Here is a 16388-nt window from a genome sequence, read left to right as displayed (position 1 = left end):
TGTCGGACCCCTCTGGTTGGATGGTCGACATGTCCGCACGCGAACACATCGACGCCCTGGCCACGTTCATCAGCGCCTCGCCCAGCTCGTACCACGCCGCCGAGACCGTGGCCGCGCAGCTCGAGGCCGCCGGCTTCACCCGGCTCGATGAACGCCGGCCGTGGGACCGTGGCCACGGCGGGCAGTACATCGTGCGCGACGGTGCGGTCGTCGCGTGGCTGATCCCCGACACCGTGGACGACGCCACCGGGTTCCGGATCGTCGGCTCGCACACCGACTCACCCACCTTCACGCTGAAGCCGACGGCCTCGTCGACCGCGGTCGGCTGGCAGCAGGCGGGCATGGAGATCTACGGCGGTCCGCTGGTGAACTCCTGGCTCGACCGCGAACTCGGCCTCGCCGGGCGGCTGTCGACCGTCGACGGTGAGGTGCGCATGGTCCGCACCGGCCCCATCCTGCGCATCCCGCAGCTGGCCATCCACCTCGACCGCACCGCCAACGACAACCTGCACCTCGACCGCCAGCAGCACACCAAGCCGGTCTATGCGGTCAATGACACCGGCCTCGACATCGAGGACTACCTGTGCGAGCTCGCAGGCATCGACCGGGGCGACCTGGCCCACCACGACGTGGTCGCATTCACCACCGAGGCGCCGTCGCTGTTCGGGGTCACCGAACAGTTCCTGGCTGCCCCACGCATGGACAACCTCGTCAGCGTGCACGCCTCCCTGTCCGCGCTCACCCGCGTCGAACTCGGGTCGGACATCGCCGTGATGGTCGCCTTCGACCACGAAGAGATTGGCTCGACCACTGCCTCCGGTGCGGCCGGCCCGGTGCTTGAAGACGTGCTGCGCCGCGTCGCCGCCGGCCACGGCGTCACCGGCGACCGGTTCGCCGCGATGATCGCCCGGTCGAGTTGCATCTCGGCAGACTGTGGTCATTCGGTGCACCCCAACTACGTGGGCATGCACGACCCGCAGAACCTGCCCCTGGTCAACGGCGGGCCGCTGCTGAAGATCAACGCCAACCAGCGCTACGCCACTGATGCGGTCGGGGCCTCGTTGTGGGCGCGTGCCTGCGCGGCCGCCGAGGTGCCCACCCAGCCGTTCGTGTCGAACAATGCGGTGCCGTGCGGGTCGACCATCGGGCCCATCACCGCCACCCGGCTGGGCATCACCACGGTCGACGTCGGCGTGCCGCTGCTGTCGATGCATTCCGCCCGCGAGATGTGCGGCATCGACGACCCGTGGTACCTCGCCCGGGCTCTCGAGGCCTACTGGTCGGGCGTCTGAGCCTCGATGGCTGGGCCAACCCCGGACGCCGTGGGCGTCAGGACAGGCCGTGCCCCACGGCGACGACCTGCTCGGCCGCAGCCAGCCGCCGCGTCGGGGTGAGCGCAGAGGGCATGTAGTACTGGGCGATCGGGCAGCCCGAGGCCTTGTCGACCGCGCAGTTCACGCCGAACACATGGGCCAGCATGGCCGAGTCGACGACGTCCATGGGGGCACCCTGCAGCACCACCTTGCCGTCCTTCATGGCGACGATGTGGTCGCTCCAGGCCGAGGCGAAGTTGATGTCGTGCACCACCATCACCACGGTCTTGCCGAGGTCGTCGGCGGCGCGGCGCAGTCGCTGCAGCATCGCCAGGGCATGGGCCATGTCGAGGTTGTTGAGCGGCTCGTCCAACAGCAGGTATTCGGTGTCCTGGGCAAGCAGCATCGCCACGAACGCCCGCTGGCGCTGGCCGCCCGACATCTCGTCCAGGAACCGGTCGCGCAATGCGCCCAGGTCCATGTGCTCGATGGCTGCCTCGATGGCGTCGTGGTCGGCCTGCTTCAGTCGTCCCTTCGAATGGGGGTACCGGCCATAGCTGACCAGGTCGGCGACGGTGAGGCGCACCTGCAGCCCGTTGTCCTGCTTGAGGATGCCCAGCTTGCGCGCCAGTTCGAGCGAATCGGTCTGGGCCACGTCGAGCCCACCGACGCGGATCGTGCCCTCGTCCATGCTCAGCAGCCGCGCGATCATCGACAGCAGCGTCGACTTGCCCGCACCGTTCGCACCGACGATCGAGGTGATGCCACCGGTCGGCAACGCGATGCTGACGTCGTCGACGACCACACTGCGCCCGTAGGTCTTCGACACCCCACTGATCTCGATCATGCCCCGGCTCCCTTCTTGACAGCACTGCCCTTGATGACGAGCCAGATGAACACCAGCCCGCCGCCGAATTCGATGATGACGCTGAGCACGGTGGACAACCCGAACACCTGCTCGAGGATCGCCTGGCCGCCCACCAGCATGACGATCGCCAGCAGTCCCGCCACCGGCATGGTCCACGTGTGCCGACCCGAACCGGCGACCAGGTAGGCGACATTCGCCACGATCAGCCCCAGGAACGTGATGGGCCCGACCAGCGCGGTGCTGGCGCTGACCAGCAGCACCGAGACCAGCAGCACCTCGGTGATCATGCGGCGCGGGTTCACGCCCAGGCCCTGCGCGGCGTCCGGGCCCAGCATCATCACGTCGAGTTCATGGCGACGCCACCACAACCAGCCCGAACCGCCCGCGATCAACACCGCCGCCACCCACAACAACTCGGGGTGCACGGTGTTGAACGACGCGAACAAATAGGTCTGCAGCTGGGTGAACGACGTCGGGTCCATCATGCGGGTCAGCAGCGACTGCAGCGAGCGCAACAGCGTGCCCAGCACGATGCCGATCAGCACCAGTAGGTGCACATTGGTGCGCCGGTTGGCCAGCAGCAGCGACAGAAGCACGCCGAAGCCCATCATCACGCCCAGGTTGATGCCGAACATCGGCACCGGGCCCAGCGTCGCCGTGATCGTCGCCCCCAGCTGGAACAGCAGGAACGTCTGCACGAACGCGTACAGCGCATCGAGGCCCATCACCGACGGCGTCAGGATGCGGTTGCCCGTGACGGTCTGGAACGCCACTGTCGCCACGCCCGTGGCCCAGCCGACCAGCACCATGCCGGCCAGCTTGCGGCCGCGGAACTCGAGGGTGAACAACAGGTCGCCACCCGACCCGATCGCCAGGAACGCGAAGACGGCCAGCGCGGCCATCGACCCCAGCAGCGCGACTCGCATCGCGGGCGAGAGCCGCCGACGGGTGGGTGCGAGTGTCGTGCCCGGCACAGTCAGGTTGGCCGCGCTCATGCTCGTCCACCGGCCTTTCGGGACGAAGCCCTGTTGCGCGACGGCACCCGGCGCAACAGCAGGACGAGGAAGACCGCGGCGCCGATCACCCCCGCGATCGTGCCCACGGGCACCTCGTAGGGATAGTTGATGGTGCGGGCGATCAGGTCGCAGACGAGCACGAAGCCCGCTCCCGAGACGGCCACCCAGCCCAGGTTGCGGCGCAGGTTGTCGCCCAGCGCGGCGCTGACGAGGTTGGGGATGACCAGGCCCACGAACGCGATGTTGCCGACCACGACCAGGCACACGGCGCTCGCGATGGCGATCAGCGCCAGGCCCAGGTTCATGGCGGCGCGGTAGTTCAGCCCCAGCGAATGGGCGTGGGACTCGCCCAGCGACGCGATCGTGAACCGGTCGGCCGCGAACCAGACGGCGACGAAGACCAGCCCGATGACCCACAGCAGCTCGTAGCGTCCGCGCAGGATGCCCGAGAAGTCGCCGGCCAGCCAGACCCCCAGCGACTGCAGCAGGTCGGTCTGGTAGGCCACGAACGTGGTGGCGGCGGCGATCATGCCCGAGAGCATCATGCCGACCAGCGGCACCGCGATCACCGATTCGCCGCGGGGCAGCGCGTTGACCAGCCGCATGAACAGGGCGGTGCCGGCCAGCGCGGTGAGGATGGCGATCAGCATCTTGACCACCAGCGGTGCCCCCGGCCACAGCAGTGTGACGAGCAGAATCCCGGCACCTGCCGACTCGGCGGTGCCGACCGTGCCCGGTTCGACGAACCGGTTGCGGACGAGCAGCTGCATCAGCTGGCCCGACAGCGCCAGTGCCGACCCGGCCAGCAGTACCGCCACCGTGCGGGGGATGCGCGAGGCGAACAGGGTCTGCCACTGCTGTTCGGTGGCTCGCCCGGTGAGCACGTCGAGGGGCGAGAGGTCATTGACGCCGACGAACAGCGAGACCAGTGCGAGTACCAGCACGACGGCCACCGCCACGCCGAACACCCACCCCCGCGCAGGGCGGGGGTGGGTGGGGCGGGCGTCCGGGGTGACGGACGCAGGACCGGTGGTCGCGGTGTTGCTCACGGGTGCGCGGGTCACAGGCTGGCCGCGGCCTCCGCGACCATGGCCAGGGCGTTGTCGAGGCCGTGGATGGTGATGTACCAGCGCTGGCCGTCGAGGTAGGTCACCTTGTTGTTCTTCCATGCCTTGGTGGTGGCCACGAGCTCGTTGTCGAGCACCTCTTTCGCGGCCTTGCCCTCCTGTCCGACAGCGGCATCGCGGTCGATGACGAACAGCAGGTCGGGGTCGGCCTTCTGCACCGCCTCGAACGAGACGGCGTCGCCGTGGCTCGCCGCCTTGACATCGGTGATCGCCTGGGCGATGCCGAGGTCGCGGTGGATCATGCCGTAACGCGAGTCGGCGCCGTGCAGGGTGGCCTTGCCGGCGGTGGTCATCAGGATCATGCCCTTGGCGCCGGTGGGTGCCTTCGCCTTGGCGTCGGCCAGGGCCTTCTTGATCTCGGCCAGCTTGGTGGCGACCTCGGCGTCCTTGCCCACGGCCTTGCCGATGATGGTTGCGGCCCCGGACACGCCGTCGTAGAACGGCTTGTCGGTCGTGTAGGTGATGTCGATGGTGGTGAAGTGCTTTGCCAGCTCGGGGTACTTCGCCGCCGACCGGAACCCGGCGATGACCAGGTCAGGCTTCAGCTTGTTGATCGCCTCGATGTTGGGTTCCTGCAGCGTGCCGACGTCGGCGTACTTGTCGTCCTTGAACGCCGCGAGCGACTCGGGCACGACCCCACCCTTGGGGATGCCGACGACGCGATCGGCCAGCCCCAGCGAGTTCAGGGTGTCGAGCGCGCCGAAGTCGAGCACGACGATCTTCTGCGGGTTCTGTGCCACCTCGGTGGTGCCCTGGGCGTGGGTCACGCTCACTTTCGGGCCGTTGGACGAGCCGGCTTCGGCCGAGGCGCCACAGGCGGCGAGGGTGCCGACGGCAGCAATGCTGGCGGCAACGAGACCGAGGCGGCGCCGGGTGAGGGGGCGGTCGAACAGCGGCATCTGGTCGAACAAGGGCATCTGACTGCTTTCAGTCGTGGGCGCCGGGGGCGGCGCCAGGCTCATGGTTAGGTGATCCTTACCTAAACACGAAGGCTAGCGGGTGGGCAAAGTTTCCGAAAAGCGGGGGTTGCGTAATTCTCGCAGAGTGGGACGGGTCGCCCCGGTCGGGGTCGTGTGCGGCGGTCCTCGTCCATGACCGGTAGGCTTGCCGACCGTGGCACTCACCATTGGCATCGTCGGACTGCCCAACGCCGGCAAGTCGACCCTCTTCAACGCGCTCACCAAGAACGACGTGCTCGCGGCGAACTACCCGTTCGCGACGATCGAGCCCAACGTCGGTGTGGTGGGCGTGCCCGACGCGCGGCTGGGCAAGCTCGCCGAGATCTACGGCTCGGAGCGGATCGTGCCCGCGACCGTGTCGTTCGTCGACATCGCCGGCATCGTCAAGGGGGCCAGCCAGGGGGAGGGGATGGGCAACGCGTTCCTGGCCAACATCCGCGAGGCTGACGCCATCTGCCAGGTGACCCGCGTGTTCGAGGACGCCGACGTCACCCACGTCGACGGCACCGTCAACCCGGGCAACGACATCTCGACGATCACCACCGAGCTGATCCTCGCCGACCTGCAGACGCTCGAGAAGGCTCTGCCGCGCGTCGAGAAGGAAGCACGGATCAAGAAGGAGACCCAGCCGAAGCTCGAGGCGATGCAGAAGGCCATCGACGTGCTGAACACCGGCACCACGATCTTCGCCGCCGGGCTCGACATCGAACTGCTGCGCGAGTTCTTCCTGCTCACGGCCAAGCCGTTCATCTATGTTTTCAACTGCGACCAGGACGAGCTGGCCAACGCAGCGCTCAAGACGTCGATGCGCGAGATCGTCGCGCCGGCCGAGGCAATCTTTCTCGACGCCAAGTTCGAGAGTGAACTGGTCGAGATGGACGAGGCCGAGGCGCGGGAGTTCCTGGTTGACTCGGGTGTTGACGAGCCGGGCCTGGACGTGCTGGCTCGTGTCGGCTATGACACGCTGGGGCTGCAGAGCTACCTGACCGCCGGGCCGAAGGAGGCCCGCGGCTGGACGATCAAGAAGGGCTGGACCGCGCCGCAGGCGGCCGGGGTCATTCACACCGACTTCGAGAAGGGCTTCATCAAGGCCGAGGTGGTCGGTTTCGACGACCTGGTGGCGGCGGGTTCGGAGCAGGCGGCGAAGGCGGCGGGCAAGATGCGGCTCGAGGGCAAGGACTACGTCATGCAGGATGGGGACGTGGTCGAGTGGAGGTTCGCGCTCTAACGTCTGGTTGTGGCCTTGCGGGCCATTTGAGTACAAATCGTACAACTTGTACAAGTTGTACGATGGACTCATGACCTCCGTGACTCTGTCCCAGTTCCGTAGCCAGCAGAGCGACTACATCGCTGCAGCGCAGCGCGAACCCGTTGAGATCACTTCGCGTGGCGCGGGCCGCCGTGCGGTGGTCGTGTCGCCGGAGTTCTATGACCGTGCGGTGCGGGCCCTGGAGGACCAGACTGACATGCATGCTGCTGTTGAAGCGCGGAGCGAGGTAGGGCGCGTCTCCCACGAAGAACTCATGCACGAGCTCGGTCTCTAAACCTATTCGATGTCGTACGCGATCAGTTATGTCCCGTCAGCAGCGAAGGCGATCCGTAAGCTCGATAGGTCGACGGCACGCCGTCTGCTCGATGAGATCGAGTCGCTCGCAAGCGACCCACGCCCTTCCGGGTGCATCCAGCTCAAAGAAGGTGACGGTGAGTTCCGAATTTGCGTCGGTGACTACCGAATCGTTTATGACATTCAGGACAACGAACTGGCGGTCCTCGTGCTCAGGGTCGGACACGGTCGAGGGGCATACCGATGAAAGAGTTTCGAACCTATCGGTCAACAGAGAAGGTCGTCTAACGTGAGCTTTCCGAGAACTAACCAGCACGCGGGGCCGATGGCTGGCCATGTGAGGAAGGGGCGCGTCTTTAAGTCCCCGCTTGCTGCAACGGGAGTGCTGAGCCTCGAGAATTGGATCAAGGATGACCTTCCAGATCTTCTTTGGCCCGCACTCGTTCTGGCTGAGCGAGGCAACGACGCTGCCCGGATGTTTGTGAAGTGGCAAGAGGCTGTGCAGAAGGGGCTTTCGCACTATGGCGACACCGGATGGGTTTCGGAGGTACTCGATGGAAGGCTCACCAACCTGGCCGCGCTGGCTGAGAAGTTTTCGGATGCGCCGACGATCGTTGTTGGCGAAGCCGAGTCGTGGGGACTGCTCTCTGCGGAGGTAAAAGGTGCGCTGGCCTCCTACCCGTATCTACCAGCCCGATGGCTTGTGGGCGGTGTCGAGGCGTCGCCACCTCGAGAGCATGATCTCGAACTCATCAGAGATGCATTGCTTGGTGTGATCAAGGATGGCCACCGTGAGGCGCTCCTGAAGTGTTTGCGTACCTGGAGCACGGTTCAAGCCGGGACGTTCAGGTCGAGCGCCGACACGATTGACCTACTAAGGGACTACCCAGGCGAACCGACCAAGCGCGCAGCGGCTGACTCGGTGGTGCGGGCCATGTGGGGTGCGCACAAGGCGATGATTCAGGCCGACAATCCGGCTCATTTCGATGAATCAATCAAATGGGCGCGGGTGTTTTGGGGAGCGAACTCGATGACGTCCAGGTGCATCCGAAAGAGGGAGATCGAAGGTACTCCGGATCCAAGTGTCGAGGACCGGCAGGCTGCGCGCGGTGACTCCGGTTCAACTGAACCGACTCCGATACCCGAGGACGGCAGCAACCTGCGCCGGTTCACGATGGATGTGCTGAGTAGTTTCGTAGAGGCGTTGGAGACCGCCCCGGCCAATCTTTACTCGAATGAACGTCAGGAGGTCGTTTCTGGCCTTGTAGCACGCGCTGGGCGTGATCTCATCGCGGTGTTGGGAGCTCCTGACCTGTGGTGTTTGGAGCATGGAGCGCATATCGGACGCATGTTGGTGGAGACGAAGATCTATCTTCATTGGATGGCACGGCAGGACCCAATCATCTACCGACAGTTCCAGGAATATGGTGCCGGCAAAGCGAAACTTTACGCTCGAATCTCCGACGAGTTACCTGAGGAAGCGAGAACCGCGGGGTTTCGTGAGAGTATCGATGAGTTGCGGCGTCTCAGTCACAACCATGACGTACTCGATCACCGCGTCGTTGACACCCGTGACACCTTCGCCGAAGGCAAGTCGATTCGTGCGATGGCCGAAGAGGCCGATCTGTTGGACTTCTACCGACAGGCGTATTCGCTCGCCAGCGGAGTCTCCCACTCAGAGTGGTGGTCGGTCGAGACACATGCAATGGAACCGTGTCTGAACGTACTGCATGGGATGCACCAGATCCCGAGCCTTTCGTTGAGCTATGGCGGCAACGTCGAACTCGCAACGTCATGGGTAGACCAGTTCTACTCCCTTGTGCGTACGGGGCTACAGATTCTTGGGACCGATGGCGACGCGGTGGCTGAGGCATTCGCATGGCTAGAGAATGCAGACGACGCGGCTGAGGTACCCCACGAAGAGGGTGCAGCTTCTGCTGGTTCCTAGCCGTGGCGACGTGGTCGAGTTCCGCTTCAATGTGTGATGAAGGTCTGGCTCGACGGCTGGTCTGCAGGGCTGCGACGGGTTGTCGGCCGAGGCCGCGGGGCCACGAGGCGACTGATATCATGATATCATGATATCATGATATCTGTGAATGGAGGTGGTCTCGATGACGAACGTGCTGATCCGTGGATTGAGTGAGGCGGCCGTCGCACGCATCGACGCGGAGGCGGCTGCGCTGGGGCTCTCGCGCAATGAGTTCCTGCGTCGCCGTCTGGAGCAGGACGCCTCGGCTCCGGTAGCGACGACGGTCACAGCGGACGACTGGCGTCGGTCGGCGGAGGTGTTCGGCGACCTCGCTGACCCTGGTGTGATGGACGACGCGTGGCGGTGACGAGTTGGCTCGTCGACAAGTCGGCCTATGTGCGGATGCAGGCCGGACAGGCGCAGAACATGCCCGAGTGGAACGCGCGCATCGAGCGGGGGTTGTTGCACCTTTCGGCGGTGACGCGGCTCGAACTGGGTTTCTCCGTCCGCTCGGGTGCCGTCGGTCGCGAGGCGTTTGAGATGCCACCCTTGTCGCTCATGCCGATCGATCACCTCACGCCCGCCATGGAGGATCGCGCCTTCGAGGTGCAGATGCTGCTCGCGGATCGTGGCCAGCACCGCGCTCCGTCCATCCCGGATCTGCTCATTGCGGCGACCGCGGAGAAGGTCGGGCTGACGGTCCTGGCTGTTGACAAGGACTTCGACCTGATCGCCGAGATCACTGGCCAGGCTGTCGAGACGCTCGCACTCGGCTGACTCGCCGCGGCTGGCGCCGCGACGGCCAGAGATGAGGGCGACCTGCTCGAGCCGATCCACCAAGGGGAGAACCTCATGGAGGACTTCATCGAGGGCTTCGGGATCACGCAGAACAAGCTGGCGGTGTCGATCGGTGTGCCGCCGGGGCGGATCAACGACACGATTCGTTTCGATGTCGAGGCCTTGGTGACCTATGACGTTCGCCTCGCCGGTGCCGCGTGGGGAGATAGGGCCGCAAGTCCATGCCCCAGGGGCCCGAGCGCCGGTGGCGGTTCCCCGCGACGCAGGTATCCTCGCCGTGCAGACTGCCCGGCGTGTGTGGGACGTGGTCGAATGGGGTTCGCACTCCAACGTGAACGCCCGCTTCCCAGGGCTTGTCGGCCTGGTGCTCGACTGGCGTCACGTAGTTGGCTGAAGGGTATTTCGGTTGCTCAACAGGAGTTGGTATGTGTGGTGAACGGCGATAGACGGATGGTCTCCAAGCGGTTGAGGCAGATGCGGTCGCGTCTTGCGAGGAAACACTGGGCAGTCATCGCTGCCGCGGCCGGGCTGGTGGCCGGCGGATGCGCGATGTATCTGTCCTGGGGTGCGTGGGGCGTGTTCGTGGCCTGTAGCGCCCTGACGTTGGTGGGCTCGACAGCACCGGCGTTGATGCTCCTCCCGCGGTCTGCGGTGACGGGAACGCTGATCATGCAAGTGGCGTCGTGCGCCGTGTGGTTCATGCTCATCGGGTGGGGGTTGGTCCTACTGCTTTACCCCGAGTACACGATCGGTTGGAGATTTCCGGGCAGGGGCGGCAGGGGCATGCACGTGAAAGATGAGGCCGACGCTGTGTGGATTGGTTGGAGCGTGCTCGGCATGGGCATCATCTGCGCTGTGGTGATCATCGCCGTCGAGATACTCCCGCGCATCCGCGCACCACGAGTGGCGCTGGTGAATGGCTGATTGATGCAGATGCTTCTCTCACGTCCGAGGGGATTCAGACGTCTTCATCATGAACAGGAAGGTGCAGAACATGGCGAATCCGCGACATGCACGTGTGAAGACAGCGTTGGGCGAGGTGACCCTCGTCTCTGACGGCGACGCGTTGACTGGGTTGTACTTTCCAGGTCACTGGCACCTGCCAAACGAGTCTGGCTTCGGCATCCGTGTCGAGGCCGTGACTGACGAAGTGCTCGCCCGGACGAAGGACGAGCTGGACGCATTCCTCGACGGAGATCGACAGTCATTCGACGTGCCGGTGCGCGCGCGAGGTGATGCGTTCTCCGAGAAGGTGTGGGCGATGCTGCAGGAGATTCCCTACGGGCAGACCACGAGCTACGGCGCGTTGGCGGAACGCTTGGGGGATCGACGTCTCGCGCAGCGGGTTGGACAGGCCGTGGGTCGCAACCCGGTCTGCGTCATCATCCCCTGCCATCGCGTGGTGGGCGCGGATGGCTCCCTGACCGGATACGCGGGAGGGCTTGAGCGCAAGCGATTCCTGCTGGAGCTGGAGGAACCGGCCGAGAAGTCCAGGTCGCGATTGTTCTAGCAACTCGGATCTCACGTTTCGTCGGACTGGCGCGTCTACCTTGTGATGAAGGTGAAGCGCCCATATGAGCAGGTCGTCAAGCGGCACGGGGAGACCGTGCTGCGGGTCTGCCGTTCGTTCTGTGCCCGGACCCGGCGTGGACGCAGACGATGCCTGTTCCGAGACGTTCCTGGCCTCGCTCGCCGCAAGGCCATCTGCCACACATCGGTTACGGCCACACTCAGATGTACAAGGAGGAAGAACATGGCCTCAGCAAGCCGCGACGTGTACGCGCAGCGCGTGGATTCCGGCGACTGGGAATCCATCACCGAAGAGGTCAACGACTATGGCGGAGCGCTGCTGCCACAGCTGCTCACCCCCGAAGAGGCCGAGGAGATCCGAGGCCTCTACGACTCCGGCGAGATGTTCCGGCAGACGGTCAACATGGGTCGGGTGCGATTCGGGGAGGGGCAGTACAAGTACTTCCACGCCCCCTACCCGGAGCCGATCGAGCGACTGAAGCAGGCCCTCTACCCGCGTCTGCTGCCGATCGCCCGCGACTGGTGGGGCAAACTCGGCCGTGAGGCAATCTGGCCGGACACCCTGGACGAGTGGTTGGAGAAGTGCCATCGGGCCGGGCAGGACAAGTCGACCGCGATCCTGCTGAAGTACGGCGCAAAGGACTGGAACGCGCTGCACCGTGATCTCTACGGCGACCTGGTCTTCCCGTTGCAGGTGGTCATCAACCTCAACAACCCGGGCGTGGATCACACCGGCGGCGAGTTCCTGCTGCTGGAGCAGCGCCCCAGGGCGCAGTCCAGGGGTACCGCATTCCTGCTGCCACAGGGTCACGGTTACGTGTTCACCACGCGGGATCGACCGGTGGAGTCCAAGCGGGGCTGGTCGGCGGCCCCAGTAAGGCACGGCGTATCGGCGATCCGCTCGGGTGAGCGGTTCACGCTCGCGCTGGTTTTCCACGATGCCGCGTGAGGGTGCGATGGGCGACAAGACCTACACGCTCCTTGACGCGGACCGGAAGCCCTACCAGAGCTCGATTCCGGGAACCGTCGGCGGGCACCGTGGTGGACGCATCTATGGCTGCTTGGACTGCCCGGCGGCGCTGCGCGCCATCGCGAAGGGCGGCTACGTGAAGAACCGGGTGTTCTTCGCCGACGAGGCAACGGCCGTCGCCGCGGGGTTCCGGCCCTGCGGTGTCTGCCTGCCGGGGAAGTACGCCGCGTGGAAGCGGGCCCGAGAGGAGATCCGATGAGTCGTGGTCCGCGCCTGTCCATGCCCCCGACTGTGCGCAACACGGAAGTGCAGCCCGCGGCCGATGCTGAGGTCAACGCGCTGATAGAGCTGGGGATCCGACTAGGGGCGCAGAACATTGCGATCGGTCACGGACGCGACGACACCTCGCGTTCGATCCGGGATGGCGACATCGAGCCCCTGCATCCCGCCGAGATCGAGAGGATCATGCTGTGAGCACCCTGTTCGGAGACGACATGATCGACTGGCCCACCCCGGAGCTGCCCGAGGGGGCGTACTACGTGCCGGGCTGGCTCACGCTCGAGCAGCAGCGGTGGATCGTCGCCCGCTTCCACGAGTGGACTAACGGCCCGGTGCCCATCCGGGCGGCGAAGGTGCGTGGGCACGAGATGAGCGTGCGCACCGTATGCCTGGGCTGGCACTGGCACCCCTATGAGTACACCCGCGAGGCCGTCGACGTGAACGGCAATCGGGTGCTCGACTTCCCCGACTGGATGGTGCGTCTCGGCCGCAAGGCACTCGTCGCAGCGACCGGCAACCCGCACGCAGGCGATGGCTACACACCGGATACCGCACTGGTGAACTATTACGACGATGCGGCGCGGATGGGCATGCACCAGGACAAGGACGAACGATCCTTGGCCCCGGTGGTGTCGCTGTCGATCGGGGACACCTGCAGGTTCCGGTTCGGCAACACTGAGTCTCGCAACAAGCCCTACAAGGACATCGAGCTCGCCTCCGGCGATCTGTTCGTGTTCGGCGGCCCCTCCCGGCTCGCCTACCACGGCATCCCGAAGGTCTACCCGGGCACCGCACCGGACGGCTGCGGGCTGCAGACCGGGCGGATCAACATCACGGTGCGGGTTACCGGCCTCGACGGCTGAGCGGTCGTCTTCCCAGATCAGATCCGAACGAGCGAGAGAAACAGTGTGAGCACACCCGCCACCGCAGCGCCCGCCGGTACGCCCGGGGACCCTGGCGTCGTCGTCGGTGACGAGGGCCTGGCCCGCCCGGCATGGGCGAGCGTCGACCCGATGCTGCGCGACTACTACGACACCGAGTGGGGAATGCCCGTGACCGACGAGTCGGGAATGACGAGCGCATCAGCCTCGAAGCCTTCCAGGCCGGCCTGTCGTGGGCGACGATCCTGCGCAAGCGGCCCGCGTTCCGCGTCGCGTTCGACGGTTTCGATCCCGAACGCGTCGCCGCCTATGGAGAGGCCGATATCGCGCGGCTCATGACCGACACAGGGATCGTGCGGAACAAGGCGAAGATCCATGCCGCGATCACGAATGCGAAAGCTACCATTCGTCTGCGAGACAGAGGTGGAATAGTCGACTTCGTCTGGTCCTTCCAGCCTGCGAAGACACCGGCCCCGCGCACCTTCGCGGAGATCCCCACGACGTCGCCGGAATCGCTCGCCCTGTCCAAGGCGCTGCGCAAGGCAGGATTCGCGTTCGTCGGCCCCACGACGATGTACGCGCTGATGGAAGCGATCGGGATCATCGATACCCATCTGCTCGGGTCCCACCGCCGCGGCTCCTCCGGTGTCTGGATAGCATGAGGCCCATGTCCCGGCCAGAACAAGCTCGCGGTGGAGATCGGTGTGCCTCCGCGACGCATTGACGAGATCCTGGACGGGGCCGCGATCACGCCCCCGCAGATCGCATGACGGCCGGACCACGTGCCTTCGCCGACTATGCGCCGGCCGCCCGCTCATCGGGGCCCGATGCCTCCGTGGCGACGCGCAACGCCCTGCCCACGGACGCAGATGCTCTCGCGACCATCATGGCCGTACGAGGTGGAACCGCCCACGAGCATCTCGTCAGTGCCCGTCGTCTCATCGCTCGGCTGGAGGTGTTGTTGATCGCAGAGCAGGATGGGGCACCCGTCGGCTGGTGCGGCATCCAGAAGGTGCGGATTCGTCCGGGTGCGGAGCTGGAGTGGCTGGTTGCCGGGCTGACTGTCGTCCCAGCCGCGCGTCGGCGCGGTATCGGTGCGCGGCTGCTGGGTGAGCTGGTTCGCGACACCCCGAGGACGACGCAGGACGAACCGATCTTCAGCGTGATCAACGCCGGGAACCTTGCGTCGATTGACCTGCACCTGGAGCTGGGGTTCCTTGAGGTCGAGCGCGCGGCGACCTTCGCCGGCATCAAATTCAGCGGCGGTGTGGGCGTGCTGCTGAGCCATCCTTGAGCTCCGTGGCACAAGCGCCACCCGGTGATCGAGAGGCAACTTTCTGCAGAACCCGAGCCCCAGGTGGTACAGATGGTGACCTCTCGATGCCACCAGATCGGGCAGGGAGGCCCACAATTTCCCCATCGCGCCCCTCGGCGGTCAGCCGATAGCTCGTGGAACCGGTGCGCGCACCCTCGTCGGCCGCGAGTGGGTCGGCGTCACGCAGACGGTGAGGGTCCGCCTTCGACACCACGGACGAGGCAGATCGATCCCGGACGCGGGGATCGTCTGCACGTGATGCCCATCGATCGGCTCTGGACGCCCGTCTCAATCTGAGTGGCGAGTACATGGCCCTTCGGGTCGGAATGGCGAAGGCGGGGTCGGGCACTGACTTCAACGTCGAGTTGGGTCCCGCTGGCGGGAGCCCGCTCTTACGCTCCCCCCGGGGTGCATGCCGCTCCTTTTGAGGTGACGACGCTCCCTGTGAGGCCGGCCGCAAGGGGAGCGTGGTGCGTCCAAGGGGAGCGGCGTGCTCTCGAGGGGGAGCGTCGTGCCCACTGCGGGAGCGCCAACCCACCTGGAGGTGCACGTCGACACCCATCGGCGCACGTCGACACCCGTCCACGGGTGTCGTCATGCCTGCAAGGGTGTCAACGTGCGTCCATGGACGTCATTGATGACCACGTACATCCCCCACGCGACAAGCGGCAGGCCCACGAGCACGAGGAACAAGCTGTGCCGGACCCTCGGCCGGTGAAACTCGCTCCTGCTGGTGAAGCTTCGCGCCCGTGCCTCGCGCGAGCTGGAATCACTCATGTGGCAAGCCCTTCTGCCCGGTTCGATGCCGGAACAATTCCATGATGGCCGGGCCGATCATGGCGTGAACGCCGAGAAGGCGCTCAACCCAGCGTCGATTCGCCTGGGCGGGTCCCGACCAGGCGCCCGAGGCCGGGGACGAAGCGGCCGGTGCGGCGGGCGTAATACAGATAGGCGTCACCATGGGCGGTGATCAGGTGGGGCTCCTCGACCAACCGGACCTGGAGTTGGACGCCCACCACGAACAGCACCAGGGCGAGGAGGACGACCCAGTTGGGCACCATGAGTGCCAACCCGACCAGAGTGGCGCCAATGGCTGTGAAGATGGGGTTGCGCACCCAGGCGAAGGGGCCGTCCGTGACCAGCTCGGTACGCTCCTGCGGGTCGACCCCCACCCGCCACGAGGTGCCCATGGCGAGCTGTGAGGCGACGACTGCGAGCAGTCCGGCAACGCACGCGGCCAGTCCCACCCAGGCCCAGTAGTTGGGTATGGGGAGTCGCCATGCGGGGACGACTGCGCCGATGATGAGCCCGAGCGCACACATAGCCAACGAGGCACCGAACAACCCCGCGCCCAGCCTGCCGAGGAATGGTTCCGTGGAACTGACCCGACGGATGCCCCAGTCGCCGGTTCGCCTGAAGTGCCACCACGCACGCGCACCGAACGCGAGCAGCAGTCCCACGGCGTAGAGCGCGAGGCCAAGTACGGCGAACGTGCGCCATCCGACCAGATGTGATTCCATGCGTAAGAATATGAGGGATTACTCGCGTTTTGTACTCGCATTCGGGGAGGTGGCGATGCCGGGTTCCAAGACCTTCGGCCCGCGCAAGATGCCTCGTCAGCGGCGTTCACGAGAGACTGTGCAACGGATCCTGACAGCGGCTGCTCACGTTTTCGCCGACGAGGGGACTTCGGCGACCACCGACCGCTTCGCCGCCCGGGCCGGTGTCTCGATCGGCTCCCTGTACCAGTACTTCCCGAACAAGGACGCCTTGTTGCTCGAGTTGGCCCAGCGACACCT

General features: G+C 65.7%; 20 protein-coding genes and 1 pseudogene. 16 read left to right on the top strand and 5 right to left on the bottom strand.

All coding sequences use genetic code 11. The annotated features are described in order from the left end of the window. The first annotated feature begins 20 nt into the window (after positions 1-20). The gene (locus ACQCX5_RS07560) at positions 21-1292 is read left to right on the top strand and encodes a M18 family aminopeptidase (RefSeq protein WP_434541889.1); all 1272 of its coding nucleotides are present in this window, start codon (positions 21-23) and stop codon (positions 1290-1292) included. Positions 1293-1329: 37 nt separating this feature from the next. Here the strand turns inward: ACQCX5_RS07560 and ACQCX5_RS07555 are convergent, their stop codons facing one another. Genes ACQCX5_RS07555 through ACQCX5_RS07540 form a run of 4 tightly spaced genes read right to left on the bottom strand, consistent with a single transcriptional unit; the run spans position 1330 to position 5241 of the window. After that, the gene (locus tag ACQCX5_RS07555; protein WP_434541420.1) at positions 1330-2160 is read right to left on the bottom strand and encodes an iron ABC transporter ATP-binding protein; all 831 of its coding nucleotides are present in this window, start codon (positions 2158-2160) and stop codon (positions 1330-1332) included. Next, positions 2157-3176 (bottom strand): iron chelate uptake ABC transporter family permease subunit, encoded by a 1020-nt coding sequence (locus tag ACQCX5_RS07550; RefSeq protein WP_434541419.1) that lies wholly within the window; start codon positions 3174-3176, stop codon positions 2157-2159. The genes ACQCX5_RS07555 and ACQCX5_RS07550 overlap by 4 nt, the downstream gene beginning before the upstream one ends. Beyond that, positions 3173-4246, bottom strand: coding sequence for an ABC transporter permease (locus tag ACQCX5_RS07545; RefSeq protein WP_434541418.1), 1074 nt, complete (start codon positions 4244-4246; stop codon positions 3173-3175). Before ACQCX5_RS07545 ends, ACQCX5_RS07550 begins: the two co-directional genes overlap by 4 nt. 11 nt (positions 4247-4257) lie before the next feature. Further along, positions 4258-5241, bottom strand: coding sequence for a siderophore ABC transporter substrate-binding protein (locus tag ACQCX5_RS07540; RefSeq protein ID WP_434541417.1), 984 nt, complete (start codon positions 5239-5241; stop codon positions 4258-4260). Positions 5242-5437: 196 nt separating this feature from the next. On the opposite strand from ACQCX5_RS07540, the gene ychF reads away from it, so the two are divergent. The 14 genes from ychF to ACQCX5_RS07470 all read left to right on the top strand — a co-directional run bounded on the left by ychF (position 5438) and on the right by ACQCX5_RS07470 (position 14568). Continuing rightward, the gene (gene ychF / locus ACQCX5_RS07535; RefSeq protein ID WP_434541416.1) at positions 5438-6511 is read left to right on the top strand and encodes a redox-regulated ATPase YchF; all 1074 of its coding nucleotides are present in this window, start codon (positions 5438-5440) and stop codon (positions 6509-6511) included. Positions 6512-6581: 70 nt separating this feature from the next. After that, positions 6582-6827 (top strand): type II toxin-antitoxin system prevent-host-death family antitoxin, encoded by a 246-nt coding sequence (locus ACQCX5_RS07530; RefSeq protein WP_434541415.1) that lies wholly within the window; start codon positions 6582-6584, stop codon positions 6825-6827. 9 nt (positions 6828-6836) lie between these two features. Continuing rightward, positions 6837-7094, top strand: a complete 258-nt coding sequence (locus ACQCX5_RS07525; RefSeq protein WP_434541414.1) for a type II toxin-antitoxin system RelE family toxin — start codon at positions 6837-6839, stop codon at positions 7092-7094. Between the two features lie 135 nt (positions 7095-7229). Beyond that, the gene (locus ACQCX5_RS07520; RefSeq protein ID WP_434541413.1) at positions 7230-8795 is read left to right on the top strand and encodes a DUF5677 domain-containing protein; all 1566 of its coding nucleotides are present in this window, start codon (positions 7230-7232) and stop codon (positions 8793-8795) included. 163 nt (positions 8796-8958) lie between these two features. Beyond that, on the top strand, positions 8959-9183 hold the full coding sequence (vapB, locus tag ACQCX5_RS07515) for a type II toxin-antitoxin system VapB family antitoxin (RefSeq protein ID WP_434541412.1): 225 nt from the start codon (positions 8959-8961) through the stop codon (positions 9181-9183). After that, the gene (locus ACQCX5_RS07510) at positions 9174-9593 is read left to right on the top strand and encodes a PIN domain nuclease (protein ID WP_434541411.1); all 420 of its coding nucleotides are present in this window, start codon (positions 9174-9176) and stop codon (positions 9591-9593) included. The genes vapB and ACQCX5_RS07510 overlap by 10 nt, the downstream gene beginning before the upstream one ends. Before the next feature lie 75 nt (positions 9594-9668). After that, entirely contained in the window at positions 9669-10538 is an 870-nt protein-coding gene (locus ACQCX5_RS07505; protein ID WP_434541410.1) for a hypothetical protein, read from the top strand. 49 nt (positions 10539-10587) lie between these two features. Beyond that, positions 10588-11124, top strand: coding sequence for a methylated-DNA--[protein]-cysteine S-methyltransferase (locus ACQCX5_RS07500; protein ID WP_434541409.1), 537 nt, complete (start codon positions 10588-10590; stop codon positions 11122-11124). A gap of 243 nt (positions 11125-11367) precedes the next feature. Continuing rightward, positions 11368-12093: a 2OG-Fe(II) oxygenase gene (locus tag ACQCX5_RS07495; RefSeq protein WP_434541408.1), complete on the top strand. Its 726-nt coding sequence runs from the start codon at positions 11368-11370 to the stop codon at positions 12091-12093. Positions 12094-12100: 7 nt separating this feature from the next. After that, on the top strand, positions 12101-12373 hold the full coding sequence (locus tag ACQCX5_RS07490) for an Ada metal-binding domain-containing protein (protein ID WP_434541407.1): 273 nt from the start codon (positions 12101-12103) through the stop codon (positions 12371-12373). Beyond that, positions 12370-12588, top strand: coding sequence for a hypothetical protein (locus ACQCX5_RS07485; RefSeq protein WP_434541406.1), 219 nt, complete (start codon positions 12370-12372; stop codon positions 12586-12588). The genes ACQCX5_RS07490 and ACQCX5_RS07485 overlap by 4 nt, the downstream gene beginning before the upstream one ends. After that, the gene (locus ACQCX5_RS07480; RefSeq protein WP_434541405.1) at positions 12585-13256 is read left to right on the top strand and encodes an alpha-ketoglutarate-dependent dioxygenase AlkB family protein; all 672 of its coding nucleotides are present in this window, start codon (positions 12585-12587) and stop codon (positions 13254-13256) included. The genes ACQCX5_RS07485 and ACQCX5_RS07480 overlap by 4 nt, the downstream gene beginning before the upstream one ends. A gap of 176 nt (positions 13257-13432) precedes the next feature. Continuing rightward, positions 13433-13936 carry a DNA-3-methyladenine glycosylase I gene (locus ACQCX5_RS07475; protein WP_434541404.1) on the top strand — a complete coding sequence of 168 codons (504 nt, stop codon included), beginning with the start codon at positions 13433-13435 and terminating at the stop codon, positions 13934-13936. Positions 13937-14109: 173 nt separating this feature from the next. Beyond that, entirely contained in the window at positions 14110-14568 is a 459-nt protein-coding gene (locus tag ACQCX5_RS07470) for a GNAT family N-acetyltransferase (protein ID WP_434541403.1), read from the top strand. Between the two features lie 881 nt (positions 14569-15449). Here the strand turns inward: ACQCX5_RS07470 and ACQCX5_RS07465 are convergent. Next, positions 15450-16109, bottom strand: a complete 660-nt coding sequence (locus tag ACQCX5_RS07465; RefSeq protein WP_434541402.1) for a methyltransferase family protein — start codon at positions 16107-16109, stop codon at positions 15450-15452. Between ACQCX5_RS07465 and ACQCX5_RS07460 the strand changes: the two are divergent. Next, a pseudogene (locus ACQCX5_RS07460) lies at positions 16108-16362 on the top strand (TetR/AcrR family transcriptional regulator); the annotation flags it as partial. The gene ACQCX5_RS07465 and the pseudogene ACQCX5_RS07460 sit on opposite strands and share 2 nt — an antisense overlap. Positions 16363-16388 lie beyond the last annotated feature (26 nt).

The sequence above is a fragment of the Aestuariimicrobium sp. G57 genome (genome assembly GCF_050110855.1).
Classification (GTDB): Bacteria; Actinomycetota; Actinomycetes; order Propionibacteriales; family Propionibacteriaceae; genus Aestuariimicrobium.
Note: the sequence above shows the minus strand (reverse complement) of the source record. Positions and strands in the feature narration are given on the sequence as shown.

Coding starts and splice junctions, on each gene's coding strand:
- ACQCX5_RS07560 (WP_434541889.1), top strand. CDS start 21: ATGGTCGACATGTCCGCACGCGAACACATCGACGCCCTGGCCACGTTC.
- ACQCX5_RS07555 (WP_434541420.1), bottom strand. CDS start 2,160: ATGATCGAGATCAGTGGGGTGTCGAAGACCTACGGGCGCAGTGTGGTC.
- ACQCX5_RS07550 (WP_434541419.1), bottom strand. CDS start 3,176: ATGAGCGCGGCCAACCTGACTGTGCCGGGCACGACACTCGCACCCACC.
- ACQCX5_RS07540 (WP_434541417.1), bottom strand. CDS start 5,241: ATGCCCTTGTTCGACCAGATGCCGCTGTTCGACCGCCCCCTCACCCGG.
- ACQCX5_RS07530 (WP_434541415.1), top strand. CDS start 6,582: ATGACCTCCGTGACTCTGTCCCAGTTCCGTAGCCAGCAGAGCGACTAC.
- ACQCX5_RS07525 (WP_434541414.1), top strand. CDS start 6,837: ATGTCGTACGCGATCAGTTATGTCCCGTCAGCAGCGAAGGCGATCCGT.
- vapB (WP_434541412.1), top strand. CDS start 8,959: ATGACGAACGTGCTGATCCGTGGATTGAGTGAGGCGGCCGTCGCACGC.
- ACQCX5_RS07505 (WP_434541410.1), top strand. CDS start 9,669: ATGGAGGACTTCATCGAGGGCTTCGGGATCACGCAGAACAAGCTGGCG.
- ACQCX5_RS07500 (WP_434541409.1), top strand. CDS start 10,588: ATGAACAGGAAGGTGCAGAACATGGCGAATCCGCGACATGCACGTGTG.
- ACQCX5_RS07495 (WP_434541408.1), top strand. CDS start 11,368: ATGGCCTCAGCAAGCCGCGACGTGTACGCGCAGCGCGTGGATTCCGGC.
- ACQCX5_RS07490 (WP_434541407.1), top strand. CDS start 12,101: ATGGGCGACAAGACCTACACGCTCCTTGACGCGGACCGGAAGCCCTAC.
- ACQCX5_RS07485 (WP_434541406.1), top strand. CDS start 12,370: ATGAGTCGTGGTCCGCGCCTGTCCATGCCCCCGACTGTGCGCAACACG.
- ACQCX5_RS07465 (WP_434541402.1), bottom strand. CDS start 16,109: ATGGAATCACATCTGGTCGGATGGCGCACGTTCGCCGTACTTGGCCTC.